This is a genomic window from Gulosibacter massiliensis, from assembly GCF_900626105.1.
Classification (GTDB): domain Bacteria; phylum Actinomycetota; class Actinomycetes; order Actinomycetales; family Microbacteriaceae; genus Gulosibacter; species Gulosibacter sediminis.
The window spans coordinates 299,239-319,818 of record NZ_UYZX01000002.1 but is presented as its reverse complement, the minus strand read 5'-3'; the positions used below and the strand labels follow the sequence as shown (position 1 = coordinate 319,818).

General features: G+C 69.3%; 17 protein-coding genes. 4 read left to right on the top strand and 13 right to left on the bottom strand.

Annotated features, from left to right (window positions below; translation table 11 throughout):
- Positions 1 to 5 precede the first annotated feature (5 nt).
- The 4 genes from EJL01_RS11290 (at position 6) to EJL01_RS11275 (ending at position 3,055) form a co-directional block, all read left to right on the top strand.
- Positions 6 to 899 carry a transketolase gene (locus tag EJL01_RS11290; protein WP_125107733.1) on the top strand — a complete coding sequence of 298 codons (894 nt, stop codon included), beginning with the start codon at positions 6 to 8 and terminating at the stop codon, positions 897 to 899.
- Complete coding sequence (locus EJL01_RS11285; protein WP_125107732.1) at positions 896 to 1,819, top strand: transketolase family protein; 924 nt, start codon at positions 896 to 898, stop codon at positions 1,817 to 1,819. Before EJL01_RS11290 ends, EJL01_RS11285 begins: the two co-directional genes overlap by 4 nt.
- Before the next feature lie 215 nt (positions 1,820 to 2,034).
- A complete protein-coding gene (locus tag EJL01_RS11280; RefSeq protein ID WP_206427734.1) occupies positions 2,035 to 2,307 on the top strand; it encodes a hypothetical protein in 273 nt (90 codons plus the stop codon).
- A 34-nt stretch (positions 2,308 to 2,341) separates the two neighbouring features.
- Complete coding sequence (locus EJL01_RS11275) at positions 2,342 to 3,055, top strand: Pr6Pr family membrane protein (protein ID WP_125107731.1); 714 nt, start codon at positions 2,342 to 2,344, stop codon at positions 3,053 to 3,055.
- On the opposite strand, the gene EJL01_RS11270 is transcribed toward EJL01_RS11275, so the two are convergent.
- The 13 genes from EJL01_RS11270 to EJL01_RS11210 all read right to left on the bottom strand — a co-directional run bounded on the left by EJL01_RS11270 (position 3,021) and on the right by EJL01_RS11210 (position 20,473).
- Positions 3,021 to 4,118, bottom strand: a complete 1,098-nt coding sequence (locus EJL01_RS11270) for an Atu2307/SP_0267 family LLM class monooxygenase (protein ID WP_125107730.1) — start codon at positions 4,116 to 4,118, stop codon at positions 3,021 to 3,023. The two genes, EJL01_RS11275 and EJL01_RS11270, sit on opposite strands and share 35 nt — an antisense overlap.
- Before the next feature lie 101 nt (positions 4,119 to 4,219).
- The gene (locus tag EJL01_RS11265) at positions 4,220 to 5,689 is read right to left on the bottom strand and encodes an APC family permease (protein ID WP_125107729.1); all 1,470 of its coding nucleotides are present in this window, start codon (positions 5,687 to 5,689) and stop codon (positions 4,220 to 4,222) included.
- Between the two features lie 34 nt (positions 5,690 to 5,723).
- A complete protein-coding gene (gene solA / locus EJL01_RS11260; protein WP_125107728.1) occupies positions 5,724 to 6,899 on the bottom strand; it encodes an N-methyl-L-tryptophan oxidase in 1,176 nt (391 codons plus the stop codon).
- 15 nt (positions 6,900 to 6,914) lie between these two features.
- Positions 6,915 to 8,048, bottom strand: coding sequence for a tyramine oxidase subunit B (locus tag EJL01_RS11255; protein ID WP_125107727.1), 1,134 nt, complete (start codon positions 8,046 to 8,048; stop codon positions 6,915 to 6,917).
- A 265-nt stretch (positions 8,049 to 8,313) separates the two neighbouring features.
- Positions 8,314 to 9,831 (bottom strand): GMC family oxidoreductase, encoded by a 1,518-nt coding sequence (locus tag EJL01_RS11250; RefSeq protein ID WP_125107726.1) that lies wholly within the window; start codon positions 9,829 to 9,831, stop codon positions 8,314 to 8,316.
- Between the two features lie 310 nt (positions 9,832 to 10,141).
- On the bottom strand, positions 10,142 to 12,364 hold the full coding sequence (locus EJL01_RS11245) for an arginine/lysine/ornithine decarboxylase (protein WP_241209213.1): 2,223 nt from the start codon (positions 12,362 to 12,364) through the stop codon (positions 10,142 to 10,144).
- A gap of 30 nt (positions 12,365 to 12,394) precedes the next feature.
- Positions 12,395 to 13,717 (bottom strand): aminotransferase class III-fold pyridoxal phosphate-dependent enzyme, encoded by a 1,323-nt coding sequence (locus EJL01_RS11240; protein WP_125107725.1) that lies wholly within the window; start codon positions 13,715 to 13,717, stop codon positions 12,395 to 12,397.
- Positions 13,714 to 14,607, bottom strand: coding sequence for a MurR/RpiR family transcriptional regulator (locus tag EJL01_RS11235; protein WP_164509810.1), 894 nt, complete (start codon positions 14,605 to 14,607; stop codon positions 13,714 to 13,716). Before EJL01_RS11235 ends, EJL01_RS11240 begins: the two co-directional genes overlap by 4 nt.
- Positions 14,600 to 15,793 carry a M20 metallopeptidase family protein gene (locus EJL01_RS11230; protein ID WP_125107723.1) on the bottom strand — a complete coding sequence of 398 codons (1,194 nt, stop codon included), beginning with the start codon at positions 15,791 to 15,793 and terminating at the stop codon, positions 14,600 to 14,602. The genes EJL01_RS11235 and EJL01_RS11230 overlap by 8 nt, the downstream gene beginning before the upstream one ends.
- Positions 15,790 to 16,953: an amidohydrolase family protein gene (locus tag EJL01_RS11225; protein ID WP_241209212.1), complete on the bottom strand. Its 1,164-nt coding sequence runs from the start codon at positions 16,951 to 16,953 to the stop codon at positions 15,790 to 15,792. Before EJL01_RS11225 ends, EJL01_RS11230 begins: the two co-directional genes overlap by 4 nt.
- A complete protein-coding gene (locus EJL01_RS11220) occupies positions 16,943 to 18,268 on the bottom strand; it encodes a type I glutamate--ammonia ligase (protein ID WP_125107721.1) in 1,326 nt (441 codons plus the stop codon). Before EJL01_RS11220 ends, EJL01_RS11225 begins: the two co-directional genes overlap by 11 nt.
- On the bottom strand, positions 18,265 to 19,704 hold the full coding sequence (locus EJL01_RS11215; RefSeq protein WP_125107720.1) for an APC family permease: 1,440 nt from the start codon (positions 19,702 to 19,704) through the stop codon (positions 18,265 to 18,267). The genes EJL01_RS11220 and EJL01_RS11215 overlap by 4 nt, the downstream gene beginning before the upstream one ends.
- Positions 19,705 to 19,798: 94 nt before the next feature.
- Positions 19,799 to 20,473 (bottom strand): GntR family transcriptional regulator, encoded by a 675-nt coding sequence (locus EJL01_RS11210; protein ID WP_164509809.1) that lies wholly within the window; start codon positions 20,471 to 20,473, stop codon positions 19,799 to 19,801.
- Between the last annotated feature and the right edge of the window lie 107 nt (positions 20,474 to 20,580).

The window sequence follows — 20,580 nt, the reverse complement described above, 5'->3', positions numbered from 1 at the left end:
GCTGCATGGGACCCAACGACGCGACCCACACCACGACGGCGCCACGCATCGACGAGCTCGAAGCGCTCGCCCGCGAGGGCCGCTGGCACGTCATCAACACCGTCACCGCCTCGAAGGCCGGCCATGTCGGCGGCCCGCTCTCGGCGATGGACTTGCTCGTCGCGCTCTACTTCGCGCAGCTGCGAGTCGACCCGGAGAACCCCCAGGACCCGGGCCGCGACCGCTTCATTCTCTCGAAGGGCCACAATGCGATCGGCCTTTACTCGGTGCTCGCGATGCGCGGATTCTTCCCCATCGACGAGCTCGCGACGTTCGACCACGGCGACTCGCGCCCGCAGGGGCACCCCGACAGGCGGCTCACGCCCGGCGTGGACGCGTCGACCGGCTCGCTCGGCCAGGGCCTCTCAGCTGGCGCAGGCATGGCACTCGGCGCGAAGCGACTTGGATCCGATAACCACGTCTGGGTGATGCTCGGCGATGGCGAGATGGAAGAGGGGATGGTGTGGGAGACCGTACTCTCGGCGCCGCGCTACCGCCTCGACAACCTCACCGCGATCATCGACCTCAACGGCCTCCAGCAGTACGGCTGGCCCGCGAACGACGACGACCGCTTCGACCGCAGCGAGCCGCTCGGCCACGTCGACCTCGCCGCGGTGTTCGCCGGCTTCGGGTGGCACGTGCTCGAAATCGACGGGCACGACTTCGCCGAGATCCTCGACGCGTTCAGCACCGTCACCGAGGCGCGCGACCGCGACGGCCGCCCATCCGTGATTCTCGCGACCACCTCGAAGGGCCGCGGCATCTCGTTCACCGAGGGCACCTACGCGTGGCACAACGGCGTCGCGACCCCCGAACAACTGGCGCAGGTGCGCCTCGACCTCACGCAGGAGCAGGCATGACCGCGCAACGAAGTGTGTGGGGCGAGACCCTCGCCCGCCTCAGCGTCACCGATGAGCGCGTGATCGTGCTCGACGGCGACCTCGCCACCTCGACGAAGGCCGACACCGTCGCGAAGCAGAACCCGAAGGCGTTCGTGCAGGTTGGCATCGCCGAGCAGAACCTCGTCGGCATGGCCTTCGGCCTCGCGACGATCGGCTACCGTCCGTGGCTGTCGACGTTCGGGGTGTTTCTCACGAACCGCGCCCTCGACCAGATTCGCATGCTCGTCTCACAGACGAAGGTGCCGGTGCGCCTCTGCGCCGCCTACTCAGGCCTGCTCAACGGCTCGAGCGGCAAGACGCACCAGGACATCGAGGACTTGGCGATCATGCGCGCGATGCCGAACATGACGGTGCTCGCTCCCGCCGACGAGCACGAGGCCCGCGCGGTTACCGAATGGGCCGCTGGCTTCGACGGACCCGTCTACATTCGCTACGCCCGCGACGCGGTCGCCCCGGTCTTCGACGCCGACTACGAGTTCGAGCTCGGCGCGGTGCACACGCTGCGTCGCGGCGGCGACGTCACGCTCGTGTCGACCGGCGTGCAGGCCTCGCGCGTGCTCGAGGCGGCCGAGCTGCTCGCGGCGGCCGGCGTCGACGCGCAAGTCGTGCACCTGCCGACGCTGAAGCCGCTCGAGGACGCGCGGGTGCTCGCTGTGCTCGAGGGAGCGCCGATCGTCGTCTCGGTCGAGGAACACACCGAGATCGGTGGCCTCGGCGGCTTGCTCGCCGAAATGTTCGCGCGCCACGACGTGTCGACGCCGCTGCGCGTGCTCGGCCTCGCCGACGCCTGGTCGGAGTCGGCCCCGAACGACTTCCTGCTCGACAAGTACGGCCTCAGCCCCGAGCGCGTCGCCGAGCGAGTCCGCGCGCTGCTCTAGGAGGACTAGCGGCGATCGCGGGCGGGGGCTCCGTCGATCGGCAGGTCGATGCCGACGCCGCGTTCGGCGGCCCGAACGCGTTTCTCTCGTTCGCTCGCGAGCAGTACAAGGGTTTTCCGTTCAGCCTGCGCGACTCGCTCGCCAACGCGAAGGATGCGGGATTCTGGAAGTTCGCGTCGCAGAACGCCGGCGCCGCGCTGCGCGAACTCGGCGGCGTGATCTCGATGGACCGCTTCGTCGAGGGTGCCGCGAAGTTCGTGCCGCAGCTCGAAGGCGCGAAGGGGAAGCGTGCGCCCCGAGGTGTGCGCGCCCAGGCCGTCGACCGCCAGGGCAACATGGTCGACGACTTTGTAATTCAGCAGAGCGGTGGCGCGATGTTCCTGCGCAATGCCCCGTCGCCCGGCGCGACCTCGTCGATGGCGATCGCCGAGTACCTCGTCGACGAGCTTGCCGAGCGCTACGAGCTCGGCACGGCGCGCGCGGCGTAGGCACCGCGGCCGGAGCGTCGACTAGCGTTCCCGTATGGCGAGAACGACGACGTTGCCCGCGGTCAACCGCTACGCACGCACGAACCGGGCCGTGCATCCAGACCGAGCCTGGGTGCGCATCCTGCGCCTCGCGCTCGGCCTCGCTGCGCTCGCCGGCGTCGCCTGGAACTTCTACCGCGCCGCGAACGGCATGGTCGAGTCGACGCTGATCGAGTCGATGTCGCAGTTCACGAACATCTCGAACCTGCTGTTCGGCATCGTGCTCATCGTCGGCGCGCTGCGCGCCCGCGCGAGCCTGCCGCGGTGGTGGGACGACCTGCGCGGCGCCGCCGCGTTCTACATGGTGATGACCGGCCTCATCTACGCGATTCTCGTCGCTGCGCCGGGCGAACTGGCGCGCTGGGATCTCGAGTGGTCGAACATCCTGCTACACCGCATCACGCCGGTGCTCGGCTTCGTCGGCTGGCTCGTCATCACGCAGACACGCCGCGCCTCGTGGGGTCGGCCCCTCGCCTGGCTCGCCTACCCGCTGCTCTACCTCGTCTACACGTGGGTGCGCGGCGGCATCGTCGGCTGGTACCCGTACGGCTTTCTCGACCCGACCGGGCCCGGCGGCTGGGGCTCGGTGATCGCGACGTCGGCGCAGGTGTTCGTCGCGTTCCTCGCCGTCGCCGTCGTGCTGCACGTGCTCGGGCTGCTGCGGGTGCGGCTCGCTAGTCGGCCAACAGCTCGCGCACGCGCGGAATGACCTCTTCGCCGTAGAGCTTCAGCGACGACATCGCGTACTCGTGGGGCATCTGGCCCGACTGATACTTGAGGTCGAAGCGCTGGGCGCCGAGCGAGCGCATGCCGAATGCGATCTTGCGAGCGACGGTGTCGGGGCTGCCGACGTGCAGGGCGCCGTCGCCGGCGATGCCCGATTCGAACTGCTCGCGCGTGGCGGCCGGCCAGCCGCGCTCGGCGCCGATGCGTGTGGTGCTCGCCTGCCAGAACTCGAAGAGCTGCTCCTTCGCCTCGGCGTCGGTCGCGGCGATGTGGCCCGGCGAGTGGTAGCCGATCACGGCGCTCTCGTGGCCGAACTTCGCCTGCGCCTGCCGGTAGAGGTTCGCAAACGGCGCGAAGCGGCTCACGCCACCGCCAATGATCGCGAGCATGAGTGGGAAGTCGTAGTGCGCTGCTCGGATCACCGACTCGGGCGAGCCGCCGACCGCGACCGCCGTCGGTAGCACCCCCAGGGTACCGTCGGCCTGCGGCTCGACGGGCGGGTAGACCGAGACGTCGGTGAGGGGCTTGCGCACCGAGCCGGTCCAGGTGACGGGGCCGCCGGCCGCGAGCTGCGACCAGAGCTGCGCCTTTTCTTCGAAGAGGCGCTCGTAGTCCTGCATCTCAAAGCCGAACAGCGGGAACGACTCGGTGAACGAGCCGCGGCCGATCATGATCTCGGCGCGACCCTGCGAGAGCGCGTCGAGGGTCGACCAGCGCTCGTAGAGGCGCACCGGGTCGTCCGAGCTGAGCACCGTCACGGCCGAGCCGAGGCGGATGCGCTCGGTCTGCGCCGCGATCGCCGCGAGCACCATCTCGGGCGACGACACGGCGAAGTCGTCGCGGTGGTGCTCGCCGATGCCGATGAGGTCGATGCCGACCTCATCGGCGAACACGCCCTGCTCGACGATCTCGCGGATCGTCTGCGCGTGGCTGTTCAGCTCACCGTCGGCGCGCTGCGTAAGGTCGCCGAACGTGTTGATGCCGAACACGAGGGCATCGGGGTCTACCTCGGCCTGGATCTCTGCCGCGCTGGTCTGGTCGGTCATCGCTCGCTCCAATTTGCTTGAAAAGTCATTCAGCACAATTGAACACGAGCCGACGCGCTTCCATTCCCAGGATGCGCGCCGGCCCGTGCGCGAACGAGCTCCTAGCTGAGCTCGTCGACCCCGACGACCTCAGTCTTCGGGGTCATTTCGGCACCGATGAGCGCGTACCGCTCGGGCCGCGCGCCGCGGAGCCAGAGCGTGTAGAGCACGCCGACGATGCCCGGCACGATGATCAGCGCGGGCAGGATGAACGTGGTCGCGTTCGACTCCTCCTGGCCGAGCATGAGGTCGAAGTTCATGAGCACGAGCACGAACACGACCGCGAGCGCGACGCCCGAGATCGCCGGCGCGACGAGCCGCGACCAGATGCCGACGCCCCGAGCATCCCGCCGGAAGAACGCGATGACGGCGATGGCGACGAGCACCATGAGCAGCACGAGGCCGAAGGCGCCCGTGTTCGTGAGCCACGTGAACATCGTGAGCACGGGGAACAGCGGGTCACCGGTGTCGGCGATGATGAAGCCGATCGTGGCGAGCAGCGCGAGGAGGCTCTGCGTGAGCGAGCCGACAACGGGCGAGCCTGAGCGGTTGAGGCGTCCGAAGGCCTTCGGCAGTACCTCCTCGCGCCCGAGCTCCGAGAAGTAGCGCGAGACGGCGTTGTGGAACGACATGAGCGCCGCGAACAGGCTGGTAATAAAGAGGACATTCGCGAAGTCGACGAGGATGCTCGCGGCGTGCTCTCCGAGGAACGCGAAGAGCAGGCCGGGGCCAAGTTCGGCCGACTGCTCGACGATGTTCGACTGGCCGTAGGCAACGGTGAGCGACCACGCCGAGATGGCATAGAAGACGCCGATGACGATGACCGCGAGGAAGGTCGCGCGGGCGATCGTGCGGCGAGGGTCCTTCGCCTCGTTCGCGTAGATCGCCGCCGATTCGAAGCCCATGAACGCGGCCACGCCGAAGGCGAGAAGCACACCGACGCCCGGGGTGAACAGCGACGCGGGGTTGACCGGCTCGAGGCTGTACCCCTCGGGCGCGACCGTGAGGGCGATGATGTCGAACACGAGCACGACGAGGAACTCGAGCGCGACGAGCACGCCGATGACCTTCGCCGAGAAGTCGACGCGGAACAGCCCGAGGGCGCCAACGATGACGATGCCGACGAGCACCCAGAGCCACCACGGCGTGGTGATGCCGAAGCGGCTAGACAGCCAGTCGGCGATGCTGAAGCCGAACATCGCGAAGATGCCGATCTGCATGCAGGCGTAGGCGACGACGGCCGAGACCGCGGTGCCGACACCCATGGGGCGGCCGAGGCCGCGGGCGACGTAGGCGTAGAACGCGCCGGCGTTCTCGATGTGCCGGGCCATGGCGGCGTAGCCAAAGGCGAACACCGCGAACACCGCGGCGAGCACGATGTAGCTCGCGGGCACGCCCGTGAGCCCGCTGACGGCGAAGCCGGTCGGCGCCCCGCCCGCGATCGCGGTGAGGGGTGCCGACGCGGCGATGATCATGAAGGCAATCGCAAGCACGCCAAGGCGGCGCTGCGGCAGAGGTGACGACGTTGTCATCGGAGTGCTTTCTTTTCGGTTCGGTCGGGGAGGGTTAGTGCCCGGTGCCCGAGTAGGCACCGTGCTCGGCGAGGTAGTCGAAGTGGGTGGCGAGGGTAAACGCCTCGTTGCCGAAGCGCGCCTCGCCCTCGAGGGCGAGCTCGGTCGCGGCGGCGCCGAACGCTGTCGCGAACTTGAAGCCGTGGCCCGAGAGTCCCGCCGCGACGATGATGCGCTCGCTCGGGCTGAGGTCGAGCACCGGCAGTCGGTTCGGGGTGTAGGCGCAGTGGTGCACGCTCGCGCGCACCGGCTCGGGGTTGATGCCATTGAGCAGTTCGGCGGCACGCTGGCCGAGCAGGTTGAGCTGGTCGGACGTGTACTCGGTGGGCACGTCGGCGACGTCACGCTCGACCGGCCACACCGGATTGCCCGAGGCCTTGATGCTGTAGCCGTCGAGCGTGGGCACGCCGAAGAAGTGGGTGCTGCCGTGGTCCCGCAGGAACGTTGGAAACTTGTCGGGGGTGAACTGCGAGGGGTCCTTCACCATGAACCAGGTGAGGCCGAGCGGCAGCAGGCGCAGCAGCGCGTCGAGCCCGGGCAGCACTCGCTTCGTCCACGAGCCGCTCGCGACGATGACCTTGTCGGCCTGAATCGTGCCCTGCGTGGTGCGCACCGCTACGCCGCCCGGCCGCTCGTCGAGGCCGAGCACCTCGGTGTTGAAGCGGAGATCGGCGCCCGCGTTTTCGGCAAGCTCGAGGGCCGACATAATCGCGACCTCGGGGCGGAGCCCGCCGCCGTACTCGTCGAGCACGGCCACGTCGCCGTCAAAGATGTTGTGCTGGGGGTAGGCCCTGCGGAGTTCCTCGGTGCTGAACACCCGGTGCGGCAGGTCGTAGTCGCGCACGCAGTCGAGCGTGGTCTGGAACTCGGGCTGCGACTCCTGCGCGATCGAGAGCGTGCCGGCCTCGAGGTAGATCTCGCGGCCCGACTCCACCTGCAGCTCGCGCCAGAGCTCGCGCGACTCGAGCAGCATCGGCACGTAGAGGCCGCCCTCGTGATAGGCGGCGCGGAACACGCGGGACTCCCCCGCGTACGAGCCGTGCGAGTGCACGCGGCCGTACTGCTCGATGCCGATGACGTTTGCCTCCTGGCGCTTCGCGAGCTGCCAGGCGGTCATCGACCCGACCGAACCGAGGCCGATGACGACGATGGTGGGCTTGTGCTGTGCCATCTTGCTGTTCCTTATCTACGCGCGCGCGGGCGCATCCCAGAGGTTGAGCGAGGTGCCGATGCCGCGCTCGACGGCGTTGCGGTAGACCGCGGTGCCCCACGCGACGTCTTCGATCGGCATGCCGCCGACCGAGAAGAGGATGATCTCGTCGTCGTTCCGGCGCCCTTCCGCGGTGCCGTTGAGCACATCCGGCAGGTTTTCGAAGCGCTCGGACGCGAGCGTGCCGGCGCCGACGCGGTCGAGCAGATACATGCCGAGCAGGCCGACGTATTCGTGCGCGGGGGCGGGCAGCTCGCGCTGCCACTCCTCGTAGAGGCCGCGGTGGTCGGCGAAGTGGCGAGCACCGTCGACGAGCGCCTCGTCGATCATGATGTCGGCGGGCAGCGACACGAACGCGCCGGGCTTGAGCCACTCGCGCTCGAGGCGGAGGTAGTGCTCGCTGCCGGCGGGAGTCGTCGGCGCGATCGAGACGATGTCGCTGTCGCGCACCGCCTCCTCGACCGTGTCGACCGTCCGCACGTCGAGCTGGGGGAACGTCGCGCGCGCCCAGTCGACGAACGCCTGCGTGCTGCCCGCGCTGCGACCCTTCACCTTGACCGTCGTGATGCTCGGGCGCACCGCGACGAACGCCTCGAGCGAGGTCTGGTTCATGACGCCGGGGGCGACGATGCCGACCGTGCGCGCATCCCGGGTCGCGAGGTGGCGCGCGCCGACGCCCGGCACCGCGCCGGTGCGGTAGGCGCTGAGCAGGTTCGCCGACATGTAGGCGACGGGGGCCCCGGTGTCGGCGTCCGAAAGCGTGAACATGAGGATCGAGCGGGGCAGGCCGTGCTCGCGGTTCGCGAGGTTCGAGCCGTAGAACTTGCAGCCCGACATGCGGAAGCTGCCGCCGAGGTACGCCGGCATCGCCATGAAGCGGCGGTGGGGGCCGTCGGCGGGCATGCCCTCGTGCTCGGGTTGCGCCGGGAACGTCACCATCGCGCCGTGCGAGTTGCCCTCGGCCCCGGCCATCCGAAAGTCGCCGCGGCCCGCGAGCTGCAGGGTCTCCTCCATGACGTCGACGCACTGGGGCATCTCGGTGACGCCGGCCGCGATCATGTCGGGTTCGTTCAGGTACAGAAAGTCGATGCGGGCTCCATTGCCGCTCATAGTCAGTCCTTCGAGGTTGCGTCGAGGGGTTCCGCTTTGTGGGCGGACGGCCTCGCTGCCGTTGAGCGTTAACGCTAGGCCGGGCCGCGGCGCCGGAGGCCGGTTTGGGCGCGCCTGTGCGCTCGGGGGCAAGCGTTGGGCCGCCCGAGTCATCCCGCGGCAGTTGCGCGGGAGGTTGCGCGGCGGGTGTCGGAAACACGGCCGGCCCACCGCATCCGCCCTCGTCGGGGTGGATGCGGTGGGCCAGCTTGGTGGGGTTGTGGCGCTAGTTGCCGAGTATGAAGTCGGCGCCGCGCTCGCCGATCATGACCGACGGCGCATTCGTGTTGCCGCTCGTGACCGAGGGCATGACCGAGGCGTCGATGACGCGCACGCCCTCGAGGCCGCGCACCTTGAGGCTCGTCGGGTCGACGACGGCGAGGTCGTCGCCGCCCATGCGGCAAGTGCCGACCTGGTGGTGGTAGGTCACGCAGTTCTTGCGGGCGTAGGCGGCGATCTCTTCGTCGGTCTGCACCTCGGGGCCAGGGTAGACCTCGACGGCGCCCCACCCCTCGGCGAGCGGGGCCTGCGCCGCGATTTCGCGGCACTGCTTCACCGAATTGACAAGGCTCGTGATGTCTTCGTCGGTCGAAAGAATCTGCGGGTCGAGCAGCGCGACGTCGTGCGGGTCATTCGACGCGAGGCGGAACGTGCCGCGCGAGGTCGGGCGCACCAGACCGGCGTGGAGGGTGATCGCATTCGGAATCGGCTCTTGGAACTCGCTCACCATCGGCACGTCGAAGTAGATTGGCTGGGTGTCGGGCACGTCGGAGCCCTCGCGGAACGTCGTGAAGTGGTGCATCTGTGAAACCGGCTCGTTGACGTCGCGCTCGGGGATGTCGCGGGTCGTGGTCTGCGCAATGACCGGCGCGAGCACGTGGTCCTGCAGGTTCTCGCCGACGCCCGGCAGCTCGTGCTGCACGTCGATGCCGACCTCGGTGAGGTGGTCGCGCGGGCCGATGCCGCTGAGCAGCAGGATTCGCGGGGTGTCGAGCGCGCCGGCCGAGAGGATGACCTCGTCGGCGGTGAACTGCTCGGTCGCGCCGTCGATTTCGGCCTCGATGCCGGTGACGCGGTCGCCATCAAGCAGCAGCTTCGTCACCCACACGCCGGTGCGGATCGTGAGGTTCTCGTGGTCCTTGATCGGGTCGACGTAGGCGCGGTAGGAGCTGCGGCGCTCGCCGTCACGCACGGTGAGTTGCTCCCAGCCGACGCCCTCGATTGACTCGCCGTTGTAGTCGGGGTTCGCGGGCACGCCGGCCGCGACCGCGGCCTCGTGCATCGCTTCGAAGACCGGATTGTGCCGGTAACCGTCGACGGTGATGTCGAGCAGTCCGTCGCGGCCCCGCAGCTCGTCGTCGCCGACCGTGGTCTTTTCTATGCGCTTGAACACGGGCGCAACGTCAGCCCAGCTCCAGCCCTCGGCGCCCTCGCGCTCCCAGCGGTCGTAGTCGCCGTGCGCGCCGCGCACCCAGATGGTGGCGTTGAGCGAGTGCGAGCCGCCGAGCACCTTGCCTCGCGGCCAGTGCAGCTTGCGGTCGGCCGCGCCGGCCTGCGGGGTCGTGAAGTAGCCCCAGTCGTCCTTGCTGAGCCAGAGCTCGCCGAGGCGGCCGACGTCTTGAATCGCGGGGTTGACGTCCGACCCACCGGCTTCGATCAGGGTGACCTGGTGGCCCGCATCGATGAGGCGGCGGGTGACGACCGAACCGGCCGAACCGGCGCCGACGACGATGAAGTGCGACATGTACTCTCCCTTGAGTTGGCGCCAGCCATCATGGATGACGCGGTAAGCGCGACTCTACGAAAACTGACTGAAGAGTCAGTATTTTCGGACGGCGGGCTGCGCGCGTTGTGAAGGACCGTGCGCTGGGCGACAAGTGGGGTCGCGGCGGGTGCGGTCGCAACCGCAGCAAACCTAGAAAACCGCATCGGATAGTCAGAGCCGTTGCCCTCGCGGGTGACGTTGACCGCACAGGGTGTCCCCGACATCCCACTTTTCGCGGAAAAACTGGGACGTTGGGGACACTCTGCGGCAGGAAAACCGCCCCAGCGCCCTACTCGACGACGCAGGCGACGGTGTGGGTGCCGTCGGCGGCCGTGCCGAGGCCGTGGGTGATGCCGTTGAAGCCAGGGAACTGCGCCGCGAGCTCAGCCTCGACCCGCAGGTACTCGACGATGCGCTCGGTCACCCGCTCCCCCGGCACGAGCAACGGGATGCCCGGCGGGTACGGCGTCAGCAGCACGGCGGTGACGCGCCCCGCGAGCTCGTCGATCGCGACGTGCTCGATGCGGCCCGAGGTCATCGCGGCCCACGCATCCGTCGGCAGCAGCGCAACCTCCGGCGCATCCAGGTAGATGTCGGTCGTGAGGTTCGCGATATCGAAGCCGCGGTAGGCCGCGTGCAGGCGATCGCACAGCTCGCGCAGACCGAGCTCGGCATACTGCGGATGCTCATCGGCGAACTCGGGCATCGCCTCGCGCACCTCAACGTCGCGATCGTAGAGCCGCTTGAAGCGGTGCAGCTCGGCGATGAGCGTGTTCCAGCGCCCCTTCGTGACGCCGATCGTGAAGAGAATGAACAGCGAGTAGAGCCCTGTCTTCTCGACGACGACCCCGTGTTCGGCGAGGTACTTCGAGAGCACAAGCCCGGGAATCCCGCTCTCGCCAAACTCCCCCGAGGTCGATAGGCCGGGCGTGGTCAGCGTCACCTTGATCGGGTCGAGCATCGTGAAGCCGTCATCGACTGCGTCGAAGCCGTGCCACGTCTGCTCGCTCGTGAGCTCCCACTCCGAGCGCTCGGCGAGCCCCTCGCGCGGCGGCGTGTCGGGCCCCCACACGCCGAACCACCAGTCGCCCTCCGGCTGCTCGTCGCCGATGCGGATGATCGCGCGGCGGAACTCCATCGCCTCGGTGATCGCCTCCTCGATGAGCGCGTGCCCGCCGACGCCGCGCATCATCTCGGCCGAGATGTCGCAGCTCGCGATGATCGCGTACTGCGGCGACGTCGAGGTGTGCATGAGGTACGCCTCGTTGAAGATGTTCGTGTCGAGCCTCGACGACTCGGCGTTCTGCACGAGAATCTGCGACGCCTGCGACAGCCCCGCGAGCAGCTTGTGCGTCGACTGCGTCGCGTACACGAGCGACTGTTCGGTGCGCTCGGCGCGATCGTCGACCGCGTGCATCCCGCGGTAAAGCTCGTGGAAGCGCGCGTGCGGTAGCCAGGCCTCGTCGAAGTGCAGCACGTCGACGTGCCCGTCGAGCGTGCGCTTGATCTCGGCGGCGTTGTAGACGATGCCGTCGTACGTGCTCTGGGTGAGCGTGAGGATGCGCGGGGTGCGGGTCTTGTCGGCAATGAACGGATGCGCCTCGATCTTGCGTCGGATCTCGGCCGGGTCGAACTCGCTGCGCGGGATCGGCCCGATGATGCCGGCGCGGTTGCGCGTGGGCATGAGGTAGATCGGAATCGCGCCGGTGAGCATGATGGCGTGGAGGATCGACTTGTGGCAGTTGCGGTCGACGAGGACGATGTCGCCGGGGCCGACGGCCGAGTTCCAGACGATCTTGTTCGAGGTCGACGTGCCGTTCGTCACGAAGTAGAGGTGGTCGGCGCCAAAGGTCTCGGCGGCGCGGGCCTCGGACTCGGCGACCGGGCCGGTGTGGTCGAGCAGCTGCCCGAGCTCCTCAACCGCATTGCAGACGTCGCTGCGCAACAGGTTTTCGCCGAAGAACTGGTGGAACAGCGTGCCGGCCGGCGACTTGAGAAACGCGGTACCGCCCGAGTGCCCCGGGCAGTGCCACGAGTAGGCCCCGTCGTTCGCGTAGTTCGTCAGCGCGCGGAAGAATGGCGGCGCGAGCCGTTCGACGTAGCGCGTCGCCTCGCGCTGCAGGGTGCGCGCGACAAATTCGGGGGTGTCCTCATAGGCGTTGATGACGCCCTCGATTTCGCGCAGCACCTCGGTCGGCAGTTGGCGGGCGGTGAGCTGCTCGCCAAAGAGGAACAGCGGCAGCTCGGCGTTCACAGCGCGGATCTCGCGCACGAACTCCTGCAGGTCGCCATGCTCGGCCTCGCCAGCCGCGTCCGGCACGACGTAGACGACGAGCGCCTTGTCGTTGAGGGTGCGCGCGAACGCGCTCGGGTTCGCGACCGAGGTGACGTCGACCGCGGCCGAGCCGAGCTCGCGCAGCTCGGCCATGAGCCGTGCGATCGAGGCGGTGAGTTCGGTGCCGACCGGGCGCGTGCCCGCGGCAAAGGCGACGGAGAGTCCGGAGTGTTGCACTGTCGTTCCTTTCTATAGAGATGGGCGCGGCTACCAGCCGCCGAATTCGGTGAGGATGCTGCGGGGCACGTCGCCCGCGACCGCGTCGTCGGCGGCGCGGAGGATGACGTCGAGGCCGGCGTCGAGCTCGACGTCGGTGATGCCGAGCGGCGGCGTGATTTCAAGCACGTTGTCGCGCACGACGTAGAGCACGCAACCGAGCTCCCACGCGCGGTACACGGTGAGGGCAGCGAGTTCGGCGCCCGTGCTGCCACCGGCGTCACCGAACTCGACGCCGAGCAGCAGGCCGCGGCCGCGCACCTCGGTAATCGCGGCGGCACCGGGCCGCCCGGCCGCCCGGGCCCCGGCGAGCCGCTGCCGCGCAGGCGCCTCGAGCCCGGCTGCGTTGCGGGCGAGGTTGCCGTCGGCGAGCAGGTCGAGCACCGCGTGGGCTGCGGCGACCGGCACCGGGCTGCCCGCGGTGGTGAGCAGGGCGGATGCGCGCGGTGAGCCGAGCGCCGACGCCGGGCCGACGACGGCCGAGATCGGCAGGCCGCCGCCGAGCGACTTACCGAGCGTGACGAGGTCCGGCTCGATACCGCTCGCCTCGAAGGCAAACAGGCGGCCGGTGCGGCCGAGACCCGCCTTCACCTCGTCGACGATGAGCAGCGTGCTGGTGTCGTCGCACGCGCGGCGCAGCATCGGCAAGAAGTCGGCGTGGGGCACGCGCACGCCGCCGTCGCACTGCACCGCCTCGACGATGACCGCGGCGGTCTCGCGCGCGGCGAGGGCAGCCTCGAGCTCGGCGGTGACGCGCTCCAGACCGGCCGCGTCGGTCGGATAGTCGAGCACGTGGCCGTGCGCGCTCGCACCGGGCTCGACCCCCATGCCCGAGACCGCAGCCGAGGGGCCGTGCCCGCCGTGGTAGCTCCCGCTGAACGACAGGATGCCCGCGCGGCCGGTCGCGCTGCGGGCCGCGGCGATGGCGACCGTGTTTGCGTCGGTGCCGCCGAGGCCGAGGTAGGCGCGCTCGGCGAGCCGCACCGGCACGAGGTCGACGAGGCGCTGCGCGAGCCGGGTCGTCTCGGCTACGGCCGACGAGAGCACCGAGGCACCGGCGCCACGCAGCGCGGCCGCGTGCACCGCATCCGCAATCGCCAGGTTGCCGTGCCCGAACGCCGACGCGGTCCAGCTCGCCGAGAAGTCGAGCAGCTCGCGGCCCGCGGGTGTGACGAGCGTGCAGCCTTGGCCCGACGCGACCACGAGCGGGAAAAAACGGAGGTGCTCGACGCCCGCCACCGAGTCCTGGTCGTCGGCGTAGGCGGCGAGCTCGACCTCGCGCGCGGCGTCGGTGAGTGCCTGGGGCGCGGTCATGAGTCCTCCCGGGTGCCCGACTCGAGTTCGGTGCGGAGTGGATCGATTTGGCGCAGGCGCGCGATGCCCGCGTCGCCGAGCTGCTCGACGGCGAGCTCGCAGAGACCCTCGACGAGGGCGAGGCCCGGCACGAGGCTGTCGGAGGGGCCGTTCGCCTCGACGCGACAGCTCATGACGACGTCGGCGATGGCAGCGATCGGTGAAAGCCAGCGGTCGGTGATGAGTGCGACGCGCGCGCCGTGCGACTTCGCCTGCCGCACGATGCGCTCGGTCTCGGGGGTGTAGCGGCGGAAGTCGAAGACGACCCATACGTCGGTCTTCGCGCCGGTGTCGACAAGCTGCGTCGCGAGCTCGACCGGGTCGCGCGGGCATTCGAGCACGTTCGGGCGGAACAGCAGGAGCTCTTTCACGAGGTGCTGCGCGAGCAGGCCCGAATAGAGCCCGCCTCGCGCCGTGATGCGCAGCTTCGGGTCGGCGAGCCAGCTCACGAGCTGGCGCACCTCGTCATCGCGGAGCGAGTCGAAGGTGCGCTCAATTCCCTCGGTGAAGGCGCGTTGCGAGGCCGCGAGCGTGCCGACCTTGACGCTGCCCGACGCGGATTCGCGCCGCAGGGCCTGGCTCAGCGCCGAGTCCTCGCGCGTGCCGAGCTCGTGGCGCAGGCGGTCCTGAAACTCGCGGAACCCATCGAAGCCGAGCGACTGCGCGAATCGCACGATCGTCGCGCTGCTCACCGCGGCGCGTTCGGCGAGCTGCGTCACGGTGCCAAGTCCCGCCGCCGGGTAGTCGGCGACGAGCGCGCGGGCGGTGCGCTTCTCGGCGGCCGTGAACTCGGCGAAGTGCAGCTTGATCAGCTCGGCGACGCTGCGGTCGGCCGCCGTCTCGTCACTCACGGGGCGCCCCCTCGGCCTCGAGCCGGTGGCAGGCCGCGAGATAGCCGGCGATGAACGTGCGCGCGACGCGCTCGAGTGCGCCGTCGTCGGGCAGGAAGGTCGCGTCGTGCAGCGAGGCCTTGCCCGCGCTGCGCACGCCGACGAAGCACATCGCGCTCGGCACGACCTCACTGAAGAACGAGAAGTCGTCGGCACCGAGCGAGCGCATCGGCTCGGTCGGCTGCAGCCCGGCCCGCTCGATCTCGGTGTCGAGCACCTCGACGAGCTCGTGATCGTTGATGAGCGCCGGCTCGCCCTCGGTGTGGCGAAGGGTGCCGGTGCAGTCGTACGCCGTGGCCTGCGCGGCGACGAAGCGGCTGATCGCCTCGACGAGCCGCTCGGTCGTGTCTGGCCCCGTCGTGCGAATCGTGGCGAGGATACGCCCGTGATCGGGCAGCACGTTTGCCGCGCCGTTGCCGACCTGGATCGTGCCGACGCTGATGACGACCGGCTCCATCGGGTCGACAATGCGGCGCAGCATCTCGGGCAGGCCCATGACAATCTGCGCGACCGCGGCGGCGACGTCAGCGCCCGCGTGCGGGTACGCGCCGTGGCCGCCCTGGCCCGCGACCTCGATCTCAAGCTCGCCGGCCTCGGCGTTGACGAAGCCCGCGCCGGTCGACACCGCCCCGAGCGCGACGCCCGGATGCACGTGCACGCCGATGACGTGCGCGACGCGTTGCGCGCCGAGCACGCCGGCCCCTTCAATGTCGCGGGCGCCCGAGGGATACGCCTCCTCGCGCGGCTGCAGCAGCGGCACGAGCGCGTAGGGCAGCCCGAGCCCGCGGGCCGCGCGCACCACCGCGGTGAGCGCGGCGAGGTGCACGTCGTGCCCGCAGGCGTGCATCGCGCCGTTCGTCGACGACCAGTCGAGCCCGGTCGCCTCGGCGATGGGCAGCGCATCCAGTTCGCCGCGCAGGCCGACGCTCGGGCCGGTGCGCGGGCCGATGCGGCCGTAACCGCCGGTGTCGGCGACCGGCGTGATCTCGATGCCCATTGCTTCGGCGACACGCTTCGCGGTGCCGGCTTCGGCGCCGCTGAGCTCCGGCGTCTGGTGAAGTTCGCGGCGCAACCGCACGGCGCCGGGGAGCTCAGCCGCGAGCGCGGTGAGCCACTGCTCGCGCAGGGTGTCGAGTGCCTCGCTCACCGGCCCGCCTCCCGGTCGTCGACGCCATAGAGTCGGGCGGCGTTGTCGTAGCCGATCATGCGGGCCACGCGACGGCACTCGTCGACGGGCCAGTCGTCGACCTCGTGGAAGCGGCGCAGCGTCTCGGCCAGGCCAGCGCGGAACAGCTCGGTGCCGAGGTAGTAGAGCTCGGCCGCGCCGAACGCGTCGCTCGAGAACAGGATCTTGCTGAACGGCGCGAGCTCGAGCGACTCGGCGACGATCGCGGCCGAGCGGGCGCCGGTGTAGTTCACAGCGAGCCCGACGTCGAAGTAGACGTGCGGGAACACGTCGGCGAGGTAGCCCGCCTCGCGGTGGAACGGGTAGCAGTGCAGCAGCGCGAAGCGGGCGCCGGTGTCGGCCGATGCGCGCAGCAGCTTCGTGAGCAGCAGCGGGTTGCAGCGGTCGAGATCGACGTCGTCGTCGCCGTAGCCGATGTGGAACTGCAGCACGCACGCCCGGTCGATGGCGAGCCAGATGAGGTGGCGAATCATGACCGGGTCGTCGAGCCGCAGCGGCGCGCTCGCCTGGAGCATCCTCCCGGCTGCGGCAACCGCCTCGGCTTGCGTGGGCCGCGCGGCGTCAAAGTCGAGGCCGATGCGGTACGCCGCGATCGACTTGACGCCGACCGCGTGCTCGAGCCGCGCATCCAGCTCGGTCTCGATGGCGTCGAGCAGCTCGGCGGCCGTCGTACCCGCGTCGTGCGCGGCCTCGGCGACCTGCTCGGCGAGGCGCTCGAGGCGCACGATCTCGTGGGCCGTGGCGCCGGTGAGCCGCGCCATGTCGTCGACGGTGTTGATCGTGTCGGCGGCGTGGCCGGTTTCGATGCCGAGCGTGCGGATGTTCGCGGCGCGTAGGAAGCGCGTATTGACCTCGTCGGCGCCGAGCTCGCGGCGACGTTCGAGGTACGCCTCGGGCGTCGCGAATGGCTCGAGGTCGAGCACCGTCGCGCACTTCGCGCGAATCTGGAAGCCCACCTGCGAGTCGAAGCGGGTCGTGCCGACGGTCGCCGGGCGCGAGGATTCGGAGATGAGCGCCTCGAACTCTTCTCGGTCGAGGTCGTTCGTGACGACGCCGTGGCAGTGGTGGTCGAACAGCGCGACGTCGTCGACGCGCGCGAGCGGGTCGTCGTTAGAAGACACGGTTGTACACCTCGCAGCGCTCGGCCGGGCTGAGCGGTTCAACATGCTCGAGCTCGTCGCGCTTGATCGCGACGAACGTGTCGATGAGGTTCGGCGAGAACCAGCCGCGCACGGTCTCGTCGGCGAGCAGCGTCTCGATGGCTTCGGGCAGGCTCTTTGGCAGGCAGGTCAGGTCGCGGTGTTCGCCCTCGAGGTCGACCTCGCCGTGAATGACCGGGGCCGGCTCGAGCTCGCCGCGCAGGCCCGCGATGCCCGCGCGCAGAATCATGCCGAGCAGCAGCCACGGGTTGGCGCCGATGTCGCCGCCACGGAACTCGAAGTGGAGCTGGCGCTCGGGGTCGCGGCCGTCGACCTCGTTGGTCGGGCAGACGCGCACGAGCGCCTCGCGGTTCTGCAGGCCGAGGAAGGCGGATGCGGTCGACCAGTTGTGCGGCGCGAGCCGGTCGTAGCTCGTGACGAGCGGCGCGAACAGCGCGGTCATGGCCGGCGCGTGGGCGATGATGCCCGCGGCGAAGCGGCCCGCGAGCTCGGAGACGCGGCCGTCGCGGCTCGCGTCGAACACGAGCGACTCACCGTTCGGGCCGTAGAGGCCGAAGTGCACGTGCACGCCGTTGCCGCCCGAGCCGGGCGAGGTAGTCGGGGCGAAACTGACGCTGCGGCCGTTCGCGTCATAGACGTCGCGCACGATGTCGCGCACGAGCACGGCGCGGTCGGCCGCGGTGAGCGGGTCGGACGGCTTGACCGTGATCTCAAACTGGTGCGGCGCGTACTCGGGCAGCCAGTTCTCGGGCTCGACGCCGGCACGGTGCAGCACGTCGACGAGCTGTGAGCCGACCGGCTCGGCGTTGCGGAAGTCCTGCAGCGAGAACGGGTGCGGGTCGCTCGTCGCGCTGAGCTCGACGAACTCGTGCTCGAAGGCCGAGGTCACCGTGATGCCGAAGTCGCGCTCGAGCTCGGCCACCGCATCCTTGAGGAAGGTGCGCGGACACGACTCCCACGGCCGGCCGTCGGTCTCGACGATGTCGGCGAAGATGAGGTCGAACGCCGGGCGGCCCGGCACACCCTCGATGCGGGTGCGCGACGCTAGGTCGGGCTTGAGCCGCAGGTCACCCGAGGCGCCGTACGGGATGCCGTCGACGATATGCCCCAGCGGGCCGATGCCGAGGTTCGCCGGCACCCAGCCGAGGGTCGTGTCGGAGTCGAAGTCGGCGGCGCGCATCGCGCGGCCCTTCGTGCGGGCGGCGAGGTCGCTCGTCGCGAAAAAGACGAGCTCGTCGTCGCCGGGCTGCTGCTGGGGCTGCTGCTTGGTGCTCATGCGTCAATCTCCTCAATGGTGAGGCGGCCGCCGATGCGCTTCGCGAGCGCGGGCCAGCTCACCACGATGATCAGGCCGACGAGGCACCAGGCCCCGGCGATCCACGGGAAGTAGGTATATGGGGCGACCTGGCCGGCCACCTGAATGACGTAGACGTAGACCAGGTACACAAGGCCGGCGATCGGGAAGATGAGCTCCCACTTCGCGATGCCCGAGTTCGGGCGGAATGTGTGGCGGATCACGCCGACCGAGGTCATGCCGTAGGCGATGACCATGCAGAGCGTGCCGATGGTGGCGTACCAGTAGTACGCGTCGACGCTCGTGGCGCCGAATGCACCGAGCGCGAGCGCCATGAGGGTCGTGAGCACGACCGCGACCGAGACGGCCACCGTCGGCACCTTGGTCACGGGGTGCTGGCTGGCGAGGCGCTTCGGGCCGAAGCCGTCACGCGCGAGCGCGAAGAGCAAGCGGGATGCGGCGGTCGACGAGCTGAGGAACGCGCCGAAGGCGACGAGGAACGCGATGATCGAGATGAGCACCGCGAACCACGAGCCGATGTAGGTCGACGCGAGGGTCGTCAGCGTCGACGCGGCGCTCGCGAATGCCTCGATGCCGGCGGCGTCGGTGCCAAAGCCGAGCGTCTGCGCGAACATCATGAACACGTAGACAAGGCCACCGATGATGACCGCCATGAGCAGCGAGCGCGGGATGACACGCTTGGGGTTGTCGGTCTCTTCGCCGAGCGAGGAGCCCGACTCGAAGCCGGCCCAGCTGAGGAAGCCGAAGACCGAGGCGGTCATGATCGCGGTGATCGGGGCGTCACCCGGCGTGAGCGTCGAGAGGTCGATGCCGGTGCTGACCGGGGCGTTGCCGGTGGCGATGGTCACGAGGATCACGACGGCGAGCACGAGCATTGCGGCGACGCCGACGAAGCCAATGCCGAGCAGCGTGCGGGCGACGATTGCCGACTCGCGCAGGTTGAGCACGAGGGCGATGACGCCGACGACGACCGCGACGATCATCCACGTGCCCGGGGCCATAACGACGCCCATTTCACCGAGCATCGCCTCGAAGAACACGGCACAGGCACCGACGATGCAGGCCGCGAAGAAGATGTAGGTGCCGAGCAGCGCGAAGCCGCCGAAGAAGCCGGCGCGCGGGCCGAGCGTAATGCCGGCGAGCGCGTAGACCGAGCCAGCGTGGGTGATGCGGCGGGTGAGTCGCACGAAGCCGTAAGCGACGAGCAGCGTGCCGATGAATGAGATGAGGAAGGTGAAGGGGACGGCCTTGCCGACGAGTCCCGCGACGCCGATGCCGTTGAGCGACATCGCCATAACGGGGCCCATAAAGCCGATGGAAATCGCCGTGATTTCCCAGGTGTGCAGCGGGCGCTTTGCTGGCGCGCTGGTGGTGGTGACGACGTCGTCGTGTGCCATGGGATGGCCTTTCATCCGCAATGCGTGGTTGTGAAAGGTACGTTACAACAGCGCTTCGTTATATGGCTATTGAAATTTTTGATTCAGTCGATCGTTAGCGGAAAATCTCGGGATGCTCGGCGAGGTTGAGGCGCGTGCGCCGCACGTGCAGCTCAATGATCTGGCCGGCCTCGTAGACGTCGCGCGCCGCGCACGCCTTCACCAGCAGCTGGTGGTCATGATCCGACGCGCGATCACCATGCGGCCGCGCGTTGTTCACGTATTGGCGCCGATAGTGCTGGGTGCGATCCCAGAGGTTTCGCACCGTGTCGGCGAGCAGATGCGTCGAGCCGGGTGCGTAGGTGATGTCGTGAAACTCGCGGTCGAGCTGAACAAATCGCTCAGGATCCTCGGCCTCGGCCATCTCATCCGCAAGCCGCTGCAGCTCCGCAAGCTGGTCGCCGGTGAGCTGCGGCAGGGTGTATTCGAACAGCAGCGGCTCGATCCGCTCGCGCATCCGATAGAGCTCGGCGCACTCGTCGGCGCTCAACCGGGTGACCCGCGCCCCGGCGTTCGCGACGTGCGAGACGAGGCCCTTCGCGGCGAGGATACGCAGGGCGTCACGGATCGGTGCTCGCGTCGTGCCGTACCGATCGGCGAGGTCGACCTGCCCGAGCCGCGCGCCGGGAAGGAACTCGCCCGAGAGAATGTCGTCGCGCAGCAACTGCGCGATATGCTCGCCCGTCTGCCCGTGCGCGGCGGACGCGAGGTTCATCGACTCAGATGCCATGTGGTGATTATCGCGGAGCCGCGCGCCGCTCGCGCTTTGGCGCCATTTTTGGAGATTTGGGCGAGATGTATCCGGCATCGAAGTGTAATTGGCGACAATACTGACAT

What these genes read in the sequence shown, in the direction of transcription:
- EJL01_RS11290 (WP_125107733.1), top strand. Translation starts at nt 6, where the DNA reads ATGGGACCCAACGACGCGACCCACACCACGACGGCGCCACGCATCGAC.
- EJL01_RS11285 (WP_125107732.1), top strand. Translation starts at nt 896, where the DNA reads ATGACCGCGCAACGAAGTGTGTGGGGCGAGACCCTCGCCCGCCTCAGC.
- EJL01_RS11275 (WP_125107731.1), top strand. Translation starts at nt 2,342, where the DNA reads ATGGCGAGAACGACGACGTTGCCCGCGGTCAACCGCTACGCACGCACG.
- EJL01_RS11270 (WP_125107730.1), bottom strand. Translation starts at nt 4,118, where the DNA reads ATGACCGACCAGACCAGCGCGGCAGAGATCCAGGCCGAGGTAGACCCC.
- EJL01_RS11265 (WP_125107729.1), bottom strand. Translation starts at nt 5,689, where the DNA reads ATGACAACGTCGTCACCTCTGCCGCAGCGCCGCCTTGGCGTGCTTGCG.
- solA (WP_125107728.1), bottom strand. Translation starts at nt 6,899, where the DNA reads ATGGCACAGCACAAGCCCACCATCGTCGTCATCGGCCTCGGTTCGGTC.
- EJL01_RS11255 (WP_125107727.1), bottom strand. Translation starts at nt 8,048, where the DNA reads ATGAGCGGCAATGGAGCCCGCATCGACTTTCTGTACCTGAACGAACCC.
- EJL01_RS11250 (WP_125107726.1), bottom strand. Translation starts at nt 9,831, where the DNA reads ATGTCGCACTTCATCGTCGTCGGCGCCGGTTCGGCCGGTTCGGTCGTC.
- EJL01_RS11240 (WP_125107725.1), bottom strand. Translation starts at nt 13,717, where the DNA reads ATGACCGCGCCCCAGGCACTCACCGACGCCGCGCGCGAGGTCGAGCTC.
- EJL01_RS11220 (WP_125107721.1), bottom strand. Translation starts at nt 18,268, where the DNA reads ATGAGCACCAAGCAGCAGCCCCAGCAGCAGCCCGGCGACGACGAGCTC.
- EJL01_RS11215 (WP_125107720.1), bottom strand. Translation starts at nt 19,704, where the DNA reads ATGGCACACGACGACGTCGTCACCACCACCAGCGCGCCAGCAAAGCGC.
- EJL01_RS11210 (WP_164509809.1), bottom strand. Translation starts at nt 20,473, where the DNA reads ATGGCATCTGAGTCGATGAACCTCGCGTCCGCCGCGCACGGGCAGACG.